A 12698-nucleotide genomic window follows, 5' to 3' on the forward strand; every position below is an offset into this window, starting at 1 on the left:
GGCCAATGGAAACTCCCGCCATACAAAACGGAGACGTTATTTATTATAATGTATCAATAGACGGAGGCGCAACAGATGAAACCCCTAATGATAATTTCTTTGTATTTCAACAGATTGTAAACGGTTCGTTCGATCCTAATGACATTACATGCCTTGAAGGCAGTGTTGTTTCTCCTGAAATGATAGGCGAGTATCTGCACTACACAATCAACTTTGAAAATACGGGCGATGCCGCTGCAACATTTATCGTGGTAAAAGACGTTATTGATGAAGCTAAATTTGATGTGAGCTCATTACAGGTTTTAAATGCTTCACATAATGTAGAGGTTAGGGTAACAGGAAATAAAGTAGAATTTATATTTGACGATATTAACCTTGGCGCGACCCAAAAAGGCAATGTAATTTTTAAAATAAAATCGCTTAATAGCTTGCAGGTTAATGATGAAGTTATGAACAAGGCCGATATTTTCTTCGATTACAATTTCCCAATTACTACAAATGAGGCTACAACTGCATTTCAGGTGCTTGGTGTAAAAGACCTTGCAAAAGATGCTTCGGTATCAATTTATCCTAACCCGTCTAACTCAATAGTAAACATTAAGGCAGATGGCAGTATAAAATCGTACGAGCTGTATGACTTGCAGGGTAGGGTGTTGCAAACATCAATCGTAAATAGTACAGCGGCTATTTTAGATATTTCGGCGAGAGCTAAAGGTATTTACTTTGTTAAAGTAGTTACCGAAAAAGGCGTAAGCGTACAGAAAATCGCTAAAAACTAAATTATTATAAGCTTTAAGCTTTGTAATTTAAATAATTAACAAAAGTCGGTGCCTATAGGGTGCCGACTTTTATTATATATATACTTATTTAGCGATTATATTACGTATTTTCCTTTATAAATAAATAGTAATTTATTAAATTCGCAGGAACATATTTTTTCCGAACCAAAATAAAACGAAATACAATCATGTCAAACGTTGCAATATTAGAGATTGATGGCAAGAAATACGAGTTCCCTACATTTGTAGGTACAGAGAATGAATTAGCTATTGATATTGATAAATTACGCAGTGAAACCGGCGCTGTTACTATGGATCCGGGCTTTAAAAATACAGGTGCTTGTAAAAGTGCCATTACCTTTCTTGATGGGGAAGAGGGCATCCTACGCTACAGGGGTTACTCTATTGAGCAGCTTGCCGAAAAATCTAACTTTTTAGAAGTTTCTTACCTACTTATATTTGGCGAACTTCCTACAGCTGCGCAAATTGAAAAATTTGAGAACGATATAAGAAAATATACCCTTGTTAACGAGGAAATGAAAAACATCATTGATGGTTTTCCTAAAAATGCCCATCCAATGGGTATCCTTGCATCATTAACAAGTGCGCTTACTGCATTCAACCCTGCACCGGTTAATGTAGCTAAAGAAGAGGAGCTTTACGATGCCATTTGCAAAACTATGGGTAAATTTCTTGTTGTTGCAACCTGGACATTCAGGAAAAACATGGGTTACCCTCTTAATTACTATGACAACACTAAAGGTTATGTAGAAAACTTTATGAGGCTGATGTTTGAGCTTCCTACAGGTCCTTACGAGCGTAACGAAACAGTTATTAACGCACTTGACAAATTATTTATACTGCATGCAGACCATGAGCAAAACTGTTCTACATCTACAGTGCGTATAGTTGGTTCTTCTCAGGCAGGTCTTTTTGCTTCTATCTCTGCAGGTGTTTCGGCACTTTGGGGTCCGCTTCACGGTGGGGCTAACCAGGCAGTGCTGGAAATGCTTGAAGAAATTCAGGCAAATGGTGGCGATGCCGATAAATACCTTGCAAAAGCTAAAGATAAAGATGATCCTTTCCGTCTTATGGGCTTTGGTCACAGAGTGTACAAAAACTTCGATCCAAGAGCTAAGATCATCAAAAAAGCAGCCGACGATGTGTTAGAGCATTTAGGTGTTAACGATCCTATTCTTAGCATCGCAAAAAAACTTGAAGAAGCTGCATTGCAGGATGAGTACTTTAAATCAAGGAACCTTTACCCTAACGTAGATTTCTACTCAGGTATCATATACAGGGCACTGGGCATACCAACCGAAATGTTTACTGTACTATTCGCAATAGGCCGCTTACCAGGCTGGATAGCGCAATGGAAAGAAATGCGCCTTAACAAAGAACCAATAGGCCGTCCGCGCCAAATATACACCGGCGCACCATTAAGGGATTTCGTTCCTCAGGACGCACGATAATTCTGCTACAGCAAAATAAATTATAGAGAAGCCTCACTGTAAAGTGGGGCTTTCCTGCTTTAAACTGTTCTTGTTTTATCTAACCTACATAAAAAAGCGAATAAAAAAGGCGACAATTATTTAATGATAAAATAAAAATGCTAATTTTAGGATCCTAACCAACAGTTATTTACGCTATGAAAAAGAACTTTACTATTGCAGGTACCCTGCTGCTGTTACTTTGCAGCATTGGTAGTTTTGCACAAAACATTAAACTAATATCAGATACCGACAACCGCATTACCGTGCGCAATGTAGCAAACGGCTATACCCACGATCAAAAAACGGTGGATGGTGTAGCATATAAAGACTTTAAAGGCACTAAAGTTTTTACCATGCAAAAAGATGCACCGGCGTTGCCTGCCTACCGCACATCGGTAATTGTACCGCAAGGCGGTGATGTATCGTTGGAGATCTCTTATGATGGTTATACCGATTATCCTAATGTAAATATCCTACCTTCTAAAGGTAGCCTTAAGCGCAATATAAACCCGGCAGATGTTGCCTATGGCTTTGGGCCAGCCTATCAGCAGGATGCCTTTTATCCCGGCAACCTTGCCGAGATGAGCACACCTTACACACTTCGAGATACAAAAGGTGTAACGGTGTCATTTTATCCGTACCAGTATAATCCGGTTACTAAGACCCTAAGGTTATATAACAACATTACAATAAATGTAAATTCGCAGGGTGGCAGCACACACAAAACAGGGGTGTCATCCACATTCAATACAATATACAGCCAGTATTACCTTAATGCAGCGCGTACCAACCAGGCGCCTCAGGTTAATGAGATGCTTATCATAGCTCCCGAAGGCTACATGGAAACCATAACACCCTTTAGCCAATGGAAAAACCAGAGGGGCTTAAAAACAACAACCGTTTCGTTAGAAGAGGCCGGCACAACTCCCGAAGCAATTAAAGAATATATTACCGAATATTATGCTGATAATTCACAATTGGTTTACGTGTTGCTGGTAGGCGACCACGAAAACCTGCCGAGCTATACATATGGCTTTAACGGATCGGAAGAATTATGGAGCGATAGCTATTACGGCCAGCTTGAGGGCGATGATTTTTACCCTGAAGTTTTGGTAGGGCGTTTCTCTGGCACGGTACAGGATGTTGCCGTTATGGTAAATCGTACTTTAGAGTATGAAACCGCACCTATGGCGGGCGACTGGGTGACTAAAGCCGCAGGGATAGGATCTAACGAAGGTGATGGCTATGGCGATGACGGCGAGCCGGACTGGCAGCACCTGCGCAATATTGGTACTGAGCTTTTAGACTTTGGCTACAGCCAGATCTACGAGTTTTACGATGGCTCACATGGCGGAGACGACTTGGAGGAGGGCCCAAGCCCGGAAATGATATCTGAGGCTATTAATGACGGGGTAGGGCTTTTAAACTATACCGGCCACGGCGCGCAGGATGTTTTTGTAACAGGCTGGTACACATCAGAGCATGTAAATGCACTTGAGAACAACGGTAAATATCCGTTTATAATTTCTGTGGCGTGTAACAACGGTACGTTTACTAATGGTACATCGCTTTGCGAGAGCTGGCTTAATGTGCAGCACAATGGCACTCCGGCGGGTGCTGTTGCAGCCTGTGGGTCGAGTATACTTATGGCATGGGCAGAGCCTATGGAAACCCAGGATGCCATGACCGAGCTTATAACGGCTTCAGATCCTGAAAGCAGGAAAACTACGCTTGGCGAATTGTTTTACAACGGGCAACTTAGCATGCTTGAGGCTTACGGGCTTAGCGCAACAGCGGTTGATGTAATGAAAACATGGGTGTTTTTTGGCGACCCATCGGTACAATACCGTAATGCCCCTGCCGAGGCTATCGTGGCAGAGCATTTGGAATCCATCCAGCAAAATGCAGAAACCGTAACCGTAACCAGCGATGCCGAAGGCGCATTGATATCCATAACACAAAATGGTGTCATTATAGGTACAGGTGTAATTGTAGATGGCGAAGCGGTTATTACCCTTACAGGTTTTGAGGCTATAAATGGCCCACTAATAGTTACCGCGACACAACAAAACCACACACCATATCAGGGTGAGATAGCAGTACAAACTCTTTCTACAGGTAGTTTTACAAAAACCGGCTTTGCTATTTATCCCAATCCTGCAAAAGGCCACTTTACGGTTGCCACTGCTATCGGCGGAAGCCTGCAAATAGAGCTTAGGGATATTACAGGTAAGCTGTTGTATGCTTCGGGCCAAACCAATGCGGCAGAGCATACCGTAAGCACAGCAAATTATGCTGCGGGCATTTATTTGGTAACAGTAAACAGCAGCGGTAAAACACTTACCCAAAAAATAATCATAAACTAATAAAGCAGCTGTATCAATACATTTTTAGTATTTATTATGACTATGCTATTAAAAAAGGCCTCTACATGAGGCTTTTTTTTATATTTGTGCAAAATATAAGCCATGCTGCATATAAATGTAAAGAACGAAACAAGCCGGTTACGGTCGGTTATACTGGGCACTGCCGAAAGCAACGGCCCAACGCCTGCTATACACGAGGCGTACGACCCAAAATCGCTGGAACATATACTTGCAGGCACTTATCCGGTAGAAGAGGATATGAAGGCAGAGATGGATGCCCTAATTAAGGTTTTTGAGAAATATAATGTACAGGTGTACCGCCCGCAAATTATAGAAAATTACAACCAGATATTTAGCCGCGACATTGGTTTTGTTATAGATGATTATTTTATAAAAGCGAATATATTGCCCGACAGGGAACGCGAACAGGGGGCTATAGAATATATTGTGAGCCAGATAGACCCTGCAAAGGTTATAACTCCGCCCGAAGAAGTACATATAGAAGGCGGTGATGTTATTTTGTGGGATAATCATATCTTTGTAGGAACGTATAAAGGCAGCGATTATAAAGAATACATTACGGCACGTACCAATGTGCAGGGTGTAAACTTCTTAAAAGAATTGTTTCCTGATAAGATAGTTAAGGAGTTCGACCTTGTAAAATCGCGTATTGAAGCCCGCGATAATGCCCTTCACCTTGATTGCTGTTTTCAGCCGGTAGGTAAAAATAAGGGTGTAATATATAAAAGCGGATTTCGTGAAGAGGCAGATTATATGTACCTTGTAAACCTGTTTGGGGCTGATAACCTTTTTCATATCGACAGGGAAGAAATGTACAACATGACGTCTAACTTTTTTTCTATAGACAGCGATGTGGTGGTTATAGAGCAAAATTTTACCCGCCTTAAGCATTGGCTGCAAAGCCACGGCTTTATTGTAGAGGAAGTTCCGTATGCCGAAATATCCAAACAGGAAGGTTTGCTTAGGTGCTCCACACTGCCTTTGCTAAGAGATTAATTTAAAATTTAAAATGAAACAGATTACAGATACTATATTAATGATACGCCCGGTGGCTTTCAGGATGAACGAGCAAACCGCGGTTAATAACTATTACCAAAAAGTTATAGACAGCCTTTTGCCGGCCACGGTTAACGCCAAAGCCCAGGCAGAGTTTGATGCATTTGTAGAAAAGCTAAAAGCTGTTGGTGTTAACGTTATTGTAGTTGATGATACGCTGGATCCGGATACGCCCGATTCGGTTTTCCCGAACAACTGGGTGTCCTTCCATGAAAATGGCGACGTGGCGTTGTACCCTATGTTTGCCGAGAACCGCCGTGCTGAGCGCCGCGAGGAGCTGCTGGATGTTGTAGAAGACCACGGTTTTACCATTAATAATATTGTTGATTACACCAGCGCAGAAGAAGATGGTTACTTTTTAGAAGGTACCGGCAGCCTTGTGTTAGATAGGGAAAACCACAAAGCCTATTGCGCCCTTTCGCCCCGTGCCGATGAGGAGCTTATGATAGAGTTTTGCGAGGATTTTGAATACAACCCGGTTATATTTGAAGCGTTCCAAACGGTTGATGGCGAACGCCTGCCTATTTACCATACCAATGTTATGATGTGCATAGGCAGTACATTTGCAGTTATTTGCGCCGATTGTATTGATGATAAAAAAGAACGCAAAATGGTGTTGGAAAACCTGAGGAAGGATGGCAAGGAAATAGTATTGCTAACCGAGGCACAGCTAAACCACTTTGCTGGCAACATGCTACAGGTGCAGGGAGCCGATAAAAGCTACCTTGTAATGAGCGATGCTGCAAAACAAATCTTAACGAAAGACCAAGTGGCTAAATTAGAAAAGCACACCGCTATACTAACTGCTAACCTTGATACTATTGAGGCATGCGGAGGCGGAAGCGCACGCTGCATGATGGCCGAAATATTTTCACCAAAAAAATAATATGCTCTCTAAAAAAACGAAGTACGGATTAAAAGCGCTTATTTATATTGCCAGGCAGGACCCCTCGGTACCGGTGCTTATATCTGATATTTCGGAGAGGGAACAAATACCTAAAAAGTTCCTGGAGGCCATATTGCTCGACCTTAAAAAGTTCGGCATACTGGGTTCTAAAAAAGGCAAGGGTGGGGGGTACTATCTCCTAAAAGACCCTAAAACCGTTACAGCAGCAACGCTAATAAGGGTTTTAGATGGCCCTATTGCCATGCTGCCCTGCGCCAGCCATAACTTTTATGAACGCTGCGACGATTGTCCACATGAAGAAAAATGCTCACTAAACCATTTTCTTATTACCGTGCGCGATAATACATTGAGTCTGCTACAGCAAAAAACGCTGTATGATCTTACTATGGCGTAAATGTGCTTTATTTTAAGGTAAGACTGGTCAGAGCGAAGTATGAATCAATCTTTCTGACAAAAATATTTTTAGATTACGACTAAGTTTCTTGGGTTCGTCATTGCACGAAGCGATCCCATAATTAGTAATTTCTTTCCTCCCCGAGTGAGATTACTTGGTCAGTTCGGGCAAGCCCTCGGGTGCCGCGCTACATTGCATTTCGCTCGCAATGACTGTATCCATAAAATGCGCATTCCATTTCCTGCAAAAAAATATTTTCAATAAGTCTATAAATTCTATAGAGTAATGGCTATATTTGAAAAATATTTTTTATTATATATGGTAGTGCCTTATTTAAGGCCGCCAAGAGATTGAAATACAATGAAGGAGAAATTAAAATACCTCAATAATGAAATAAAAGGAATGGCGTTGGCCGACTCCATTCCGTACATTATAAAAAACTTTGAAGGCAAAAAAGTGTTTTCTACCTCTTTTGGGATAGAAGACCAGGTGCTTACACATTACATTGCGCCGTATGCCGAATTTGTTTCGACATTCACGCTTGATACCGGCCGCCAGTTTAATGAAACGTACGAGGTTTTCCAAAAGACCCAGAACAAATACCCCAACCTTGATATTGCCACGTTTTTTCCTGAAGAGCAGGATATCAAAACCTATGTTACCTCACAAGGCATCAATGGCTTTTACAAAAGCATAGAAAGCCGCAAAGAGTGTTGTAGGATACGTAAGGTGGTTCCGCTACAAAAAGCCATTAAAGGGGCTGATTTATGGATTACAGGCCTTCGGGCAGAACAATCCGAAAATCGTGAGCACATGGATTTATTGGAGTGGGATGAAGCTAACCAGCTTATAAAGTTTAATCCACTATTGCTTTACACGCTAAAAGAAGTTGAAACCATTATAAATACCCATAATATTCCGCTAAATAGCCTGTATAAAAAAGGTTACCTGAGCATTGGCTGCGCGCCCTGTACCCGCGCCCTTGCCGAAGGCGAACCCTTTAGAGCCGGGCGCTGGTGGTGGGAAGATGGTAAAAAAGAGTGCGGCCTGCACATACACACTGATAAAAATTATTAAGAATGACACAGCATATAAACCCCTATACACACCTGCAAACGCTGGAAGATGAGAGTATTTACATCATCCGCGAAGTGGTAGCGCAGTTTCAAAAACCTGTGCTGCTTTTCTCGGGCGGTAAGGACTCCATTACGTTGGCACGCCTGGCGCAAAAGGCATTTTACCCGGCTAAAATTCCGTTCCCGTTTTTGCACATTGATACCGGGCACAACTTTCCGGAGACTATCGAATTCCGCGACCAGCTGGTTAAGGAGTTGGGTGTGGAACTTATAGTGCGTTACGTACAGGATAGTATCGACCAGAATAAAGTTAAGGAAGAAACCGGCAAGCACGCCAGCCGTAATGCATTGCAAACAGTAACATTACTGGATGCGATAGAAGAGTTTGGCTTTGATGCCTGTATGGGTGGCGCCCGCCGCGATGAAGAAAAATCGAGGGCTAAGGAACGCATTTTCTCTGTCCGTGATGATTTTGGGCAATGGGATGCCAAAAAACAGCGCCCGGAATTGTTCAACATCTTTAACGGCAAGATCCATTTTGGAGAGAACGTACGCGCTTTCCCAATAAGCAACTGGACCGAAGAAGATGTATGGACTTACATTAACCAGGAGGGTATTGGCCTGCCTACCATATATTTTGCGCACACCCGCAAACTGGTTAAGCGGGATGGTGCTTTTCTTGCCTTGTCAGATTACCTTAATTTGGTGGAAACTGATGAAATCGTGGAGACTGTAGTGCGCTTTAGGACTGTGGGCGATATGACCTGCACCGCAGCGTTTGTGTCGGAGGCCTCAGCAATTGAAGATATTATGTACGAAAACAAATCCTCTAAATCTTCGGAAAGGGGTGCGCGCATAGACGATAAACGTAGTGAAGCCGCACTGGAGCAACGTAAGAAAGGAGGCTATTTTTAAAATATGGATTTACTAAGAATAAATACAGCGGGCAGTGTAGATGATGGCAAGAGCACACTAATTGGCCGTTTCTTAAACGACAGCCATGCCCTTACTATTGAGCAGGAAGAACTTATTGCCCGTAAAACTAAAGAGAAAGGGTTGGAAGATCTTGATTTCTCGGTTATTACCGATGGCCTTATTGCCGAAAGAGAACAGGGTATTACCATTGATGTGGCACACATTTACTTTTCCAGCGCCGACAGGAAATTTATCATTGCCGACAGCCCCGGCCATGTGGAGTATACCCGCAACATGGTTACGGGAGCATCCAACTCAGAGGTTTCGATTATCCTGATCGATGCACGCAAGGGATTGCTGGAGCAAACACACAGGCATTATTTTATAAGCAGCCTGCTGAGGTTAAAAACTGTGGTGTTCTGTATCAATAAAATGGATCTGGTAGATTACAGCGAAGATGTATTTTTAAACATCGCTGCCCAAATTAATAAAATGACGGCGCAGTTTAGCCATACGCCTGATATCCATGTGTTGCCCATCAGTTCGCTAAAAGGCGACAACGTGGTAAACCCATCAAATAATACCGATTGGTATAAAGGCGATACGCTATCGGGTATCCTACATAAAATTATACCGAACGGTATAGAAAATGAGGATTTTGCCCTTGATGTACAGCAGGTACTGCATGTGCAGAATAAGGAATTCACTGATTACCGGGCTTATGCAGGCCGCATCATTAGTGGCAGGCTTGCTGTAGGTGATGAGGTTACGGTACTGCCCTCAGGAACTAAAAGTGAAGTTATAGAGATACGCAAGTTTACCAATACGCCAACATCGGCAAATGCGGGCGAGTCGATACAGCTTCGTCTTAAAGATGATGTAGATATTAGCCGTGGCATGATGCTGGTTAAGCAGCCTAACGAAAAGCTGTTGTCTAAAGATATTAACGCTACGGTGGTTTGGATGGACGAAAAACAAGCCTCTTTGTCAGGTAAGTACCTATTGCAGGCCGGTACGCGTACTGCCGTTTGCAAATTGCAGGCTATAGAGGCGGTTATTCCACCGGAAAACCCATCTCAAACCTATGAGGCTTCTGCTTTGAAACTGAATGACATCGCCAAGGTGCAGCTTAAAACCGCTGCGCCGGTATTTTTAGATTCGTTTGCGGCCAACAGGCTCAACGGTGTGTTTATCTTAATTGATACCCAGACAAACAATACGGTTGCTGTAGGATTTGTAGCATGATAATGTACTAATAGTTTGTTTGTAATTTAGTGTTAAAAGCATGAGGTTTAGGCCTTATGCTTTTTTATTTTGGCAAATTGAGGTTACTAAAATCAATACCCTCTACAATATTCACAATAGAGCTGCTAATATACTGTACGCCAATGGCAATTACTATAAAGCCTATAATGCGCGAAATAGCCACAATACCTGATGCCCCTAATATGCGCGACAGGTAGTGGGCGCTGCGCATAATTAAAAAGATAATAGCAGCTACGGCCCCCATGGCGAGGCAGGTTATAATTTGTTCTTCTATAGCATTATAATCCTGGCGCATGGCTATAAGCAGCGATATAGATCCCGGGCCTGCCAGCATGGGTATAGCCAGCGGTGTAAGGGCAATATCGTTACGTTTTTGGGCGTCGTTCTCTATGTCTTTATGTACGCCACGGCCTTTGGTAAACTTTCGGTTCAGTAATGAAAAACCTGAATTCACAATAATAAATCCGCCTGCAATACGCAGAGCGTCAATACTTATGCCGAAGAAAGCCAACGCATACTGGCCAATAAAAAAGGAGATAAGTAGTATTAAAAATACGTTTACCGCAGCCCAAAACGAGATACGCTGCCGCTCGCGGTTGCTGTCGTCCTGCGTTAGGCCTACAAATATTGGTACCGCACCAAGCGGGTTAATAACTGAAAAAATGGCTACGAAAATTTTGATGAATAATTCCATAGGTGGTTGGTGGTAAGGGTTATAGGGTTGTTGGTTTTAAAGAGTCGGTAGGTGTGGCATCGTTATAATAACAAATAGCAAGTTGCGGCTGGATGGGGAACATAACGGTTTCATATCCTGACTGTTCGTTTGTTTGCACTGAAACCAAATAGCAGTTGTTTACAATGCCTAAATACGTTAACAATGGAGAAAATAATGTAATGCCCACTTTATGGCGCGAACTGTCGGTAATATCAGTATTTACAATATCCAGCCGGTATCCGGTAAACGGAAAAAACGTAGTGCCCAGCACATCGGGCAGGCGGTAAAAGTTGCCTTTTAGCTGGCTAACATAGCTATCGGCAGCACGGCCGGTTAAAAAGTGAAGCTGCTCTGCCTTAGGGTTTTCAGAGAGTAATTCCCTAAATGTAGCTCTCGGGTTTTCTTTGTTATTAAAGAGTTGCTGCTGCATAAGGTACTCTTTATAAGTATCTTCAAAAATATACCTGTCCCACGCAGCGGTGGCAGTATTATCAATAATTACACGGTACGCCAGGCGTATTTTAGGGTGTGGCATACAGCACTTTACATTACAAATTCTACAAAACAGAAAGGAGAGAACAAAATCCTCTCCTTTCCAAATATACAAATAACCAACAATAAAATACGGGTTCTCCTTACTTAACCAGCATTTTTTTACTTTCCTCAAAACTACCGTTTTGGTTTATTATACTTACTTTATACAGGTAATAACCGCCGCTCAGGTTGTTGCGGTTAAGGGTAATGGTGTTTGCCCCGGCGCTCATGCCGCCACTGTAGGCGGTAGCTATCTTGCGGCCTGTCAGGTCATAAACGCTAACATTAACTTCGCTGTCGTACTCCAGGTTTAGGGGCAGGGTGGTAGCATCGGTAAAAGGGTTAGGGTAGTTTTGCTCCAGCTTGTACTGTGCCTTGCTTAACGAACCCACACTAAGCGTAGGGCCGTTAACATATATGGTGTGTTCTAAAGTATAACCACTTTCTATACTGCCACTTACAGTACCCAGTTCGGCACCGTTGGTGTCGTCGCTAAATACATTGTCGTCATCATTATAGGTGTAACCGTTCATGCCCTTGGTATAGCCATAGGCTGTGGCCGAGTTTACCGCCACAACAGCGCTGTCAGCACTCTCGGGGAATGATATCTGTGTGATTAACAACGACGTACCCGATGCGTTATAAACATGAACATGTATATGTGTGGCACGCCCGGTATACCAGCCCGGGAAGATAGAGGTAAACCCTACCTGTCCGTTAGCGTTTGTTACCTGCCTGCCGCGCAAAAAGTGCACTGATGTGTAGTTAGTTGGCTGCATGCCAGAGCCTCCGTACTCTGAGTAGTTACCGTCTTTATCGCAATGCCAGATGTCTACGATGGCATCGGCCAGGGCGGTACAGTTGGCATTTTTGTTCATAATATTGATATTGATGGTAAAGGGCACGCCCGTACGCCCATCGGTAATATCTATACGCTCCCAATTTGATGGTGTAATGGTTGGGAAAGGCCCCGCCGTTTCGCTGGGTGAAAGCGTACAATTATCGGTTAATATTTCACTTTCGGATTCTGTTTTCGCGTTTATTCCCCTCAAAACAGATGGGGCCGTAACTGCAAGGCCTAAAAAGCCCATGCTGTTTCTTAAAAATGCTTTCCTTTCCATGTGTCAGTTAATTTTTGTTTGAAGCAAATGTAAACGATGTTTAAGGGCAAAATTT

Annotated in this window: 12 protein-coding genes; 9 read left to right on the forward strand and 3 right to left on the reverse strand. The window is 42.8% G+C overall.

Translation table 11 applies throughout. The features are described 5' to 3' along the window. The 9 genes from FMM05_RS08790 to FMM05_RS08830 all read left to right on the forward strand — a co-directional run. Positions 1–779 (forward strand): T9SS type A sorting domain-containing protein (locus FMM05_RS08790; protein ID WP_143373002.1); only part of this gene is annotated, 779 nt, incomplete at its 5' end. 188 nt (positions 780–967) lie between these two features. Next, entirely contained in the window at positions 968–2251 is a 1284-nt protein-coding gene (locus FMM05_RS08795; RefSeq protein WP_143373003.1) for a citrate synthase, read from the forward strand. A gap of 176 nt (positions 2252–2427) precedes the next feature. After that, complete coding sequence (locus tag FMM05_RS08800; protein WP_143373004.1) at positions 2428–4638, forward strand: C25 family cysteine peptidase; 2211 nt, start codon at positions 2428–2430, stop codon at positions 4636–4638. Between the two features lie 102 nt (positions 4639–4740). Continuing rightward, entirely contained in the window at positions 4741–5655 is a 915-nt protein-coding gene (locus FMM05_RS08805) for a dimethylarginine dimethylaminohydrolase family protein (protein WP_143373005.1), read from the forward strand. A 13-nt stretch (positions 5656–5668) separates the two neighbouring features. Continuing rightward, a complete protein-coding gene (ctlX, locus tag FMM05_RS08810; protein ID WP_143373006.1) occupies positions 5669–6601 on the forward strand; it encodes a citrulline utilization hydrolase CtlX in 933 nt (310 codons plus the stop codon). Between the two features lies 1 nt (position 6602). After that, a complete protein-coding gene (locus tag FMM05_RS08815) occupies positions 6603–7016 on the forward strand; it encodes an RrF2 family transcriptional regulator (RefSeq protein WP_143373007.1) in 414 nt (137 codons plus the stop codon). A gap of 360 nt (positions 7017–7376) precedes the next feature. Beyond that, the gene (locus FMM05_RS08820; protein ID WP_143373008.1) at positions 7377–8093 is read left to right on the forward strand and encodes a phosphoadenylyl-sulfate reductase; all 717 of its coding nucleotides are present in this window, start codon (positions 7377–7379) and stop codon (positions 8091–8093) included. Between the two features lie 2 nt (positions 8094–8095). Then, positions 8096–9007, forward strand: coding sequence for a sulfate adenylyltransferase subunit CysD (gene cysD, locus FMM05_RS08825; RefSeq protein ID WP_143373009.1), 912 nt, complete (start codon positions 8096–8098; stop codon positions 9005–9007). A 3-nt stretch (positions 9008–9010) separates the two neighbouring features. Next, positions 9011–10252 (forward strand): sulfate adenylyltransferase subunit 1, encoded by a 1242-nt coding sequence (locus FMM05_RS08830; RefSeq protein WP_143373010.1) that lies wholly within the window; start codon positions 9011–9013, stop codon positions 10250–10252. Between the two features lie 64 nt (positions 10253–10316). Here the strand turns inward: FMM05_RS08830 and FMM05_RS08835 are convergent, their stop codons facing one another. The 3 genes from FMM05_RS08835 to FMM05_RS08845 form a co-directional block, all read right to left on the reverse strand. Continuing rightward, positions 10317–10967, reverse strand: coding sequence for a MarC family NAAT transporter (locus FMM05_RS08835; RefSeq protein ID WP_143373011.1), 651 nt, complete (start codon positions 10965–10967; stop codon positions 10317–10319). Between the two features lie 19 nt (positions 10968–10986). Further along, positions 10987–11523, reverse strand: coding sequence for a hypothetical protein (locus FMM05_RS08840; RefSeq protein WP_143373012.1), 537 nt, complete (start codon positions 11521–11523; stop codon positions 10987–10989). A gap of 100 nt (positions 11524–11623) precedes the next feature. After that, positions 11624–12643: a T9SS type A sorting domain-containing protein gene (locus FMM05_RS08845; RefSeq protein WP_143373013.1), complete on the reverse strand. Its 1020-nt coding sequence runs from the start codon at positions 12641–12643 to the stop codon at positions 11624–11626. Positions 12644–12698: the final 55 nt, after the last annotated feature.

The sequence above is a fragment of the Flavobacterium zepuense genome (assembly GCF_007097145.1).
GTDB classification, from domain to species: Bacteria; Bacteroidota; Bacteroidia; order Flavobacteriales; family Flavobacteriaceae; genus Flavobacterium; species Flavobacterium zepuense.

What these genes read in the sequence shown, in the direction of transcription:
- FMM05_RS08795 (WP_143373003.1), top strand. Translation starts at nt 968, where the DNA reads ATGTCAAACGTTGCAATATTAGAGATTGATGGCAAGAAATACGAGTTC.
- FMM05_RS08800 (WP_143373004.1), top strand. Translation starts at nt 2,428, where the DNA reads ATGAAAAAGAACTTTACTATTGCAGGTACCCTGCTGCTGTTACTTTGC.
- FMM05_RS08805 (WP_143373005.1), top strand. Translation starts at nt 4,741, where the DNA reads ATGCTGCATATAAATGTAAAGAACGAAACAAGCCGGTTACGGTCGGTT.
- ctlX (WP_143373006.1), top strand. Translation starts at nt 5,669, where the DNA reads ATGAAACAGATTACAGATACTATATTAATGATACGCCCGGTGGCTTTC.
- FMM05_RS08815 (WP_143373007.1), top strand. Translation starts at nt 6,603, where the DNA reads ATGCTCTCTAAAAAAACGAAGTACGGATTAAAAGCGCTTATTTATATT.
- FMM05_RS08820 (WP_143373008.1), top strand. Translation starts at nt 7,377, where the DNA reads ATGAAGGAGAAATTAAAATACCTCAATAATGAAATAAAAGGAATGGCG.
- cysD (WP_143373009.1), top strand. Translation starts at nt 8,096, where the DNA reads ATGACACAGCATATAAACCCCTATACACACCTGCAAACGCTGGAAGAT.
- FMM05_RS08830 (WP_143373010.1), top strand. Translation starts at nt 9,011, where the DNA reads ATGGATTTACTAAGAATAAATACAGCGGGCAGTGTAGATGATGGCAAG.
- FMM05_RS08835 (WP_143373011.1), bottom strand. Translation starts at nt 10,967, where the DNA reads ATGGAATTATTCATCAAAATTTTCGTAGCCATTTTTTCAGTTATTAAC.
- FMM05_RS08840 (WP_143373012.1), bottom strand. Translation starts at nt 11,523, where the DNA reads ATGCCACACCCTAAAATACGCCTGGCGTACCGTGTAATTATTGATAAT.
- FMM05_RS08845 (WP_143373013.1), bottom strand. Translation starts at nt 12,643, where the DNA reads ATGGAAAGGAAAGCATTTTTAAGAAACAGCATGGGCTTTTTAGGCCTT.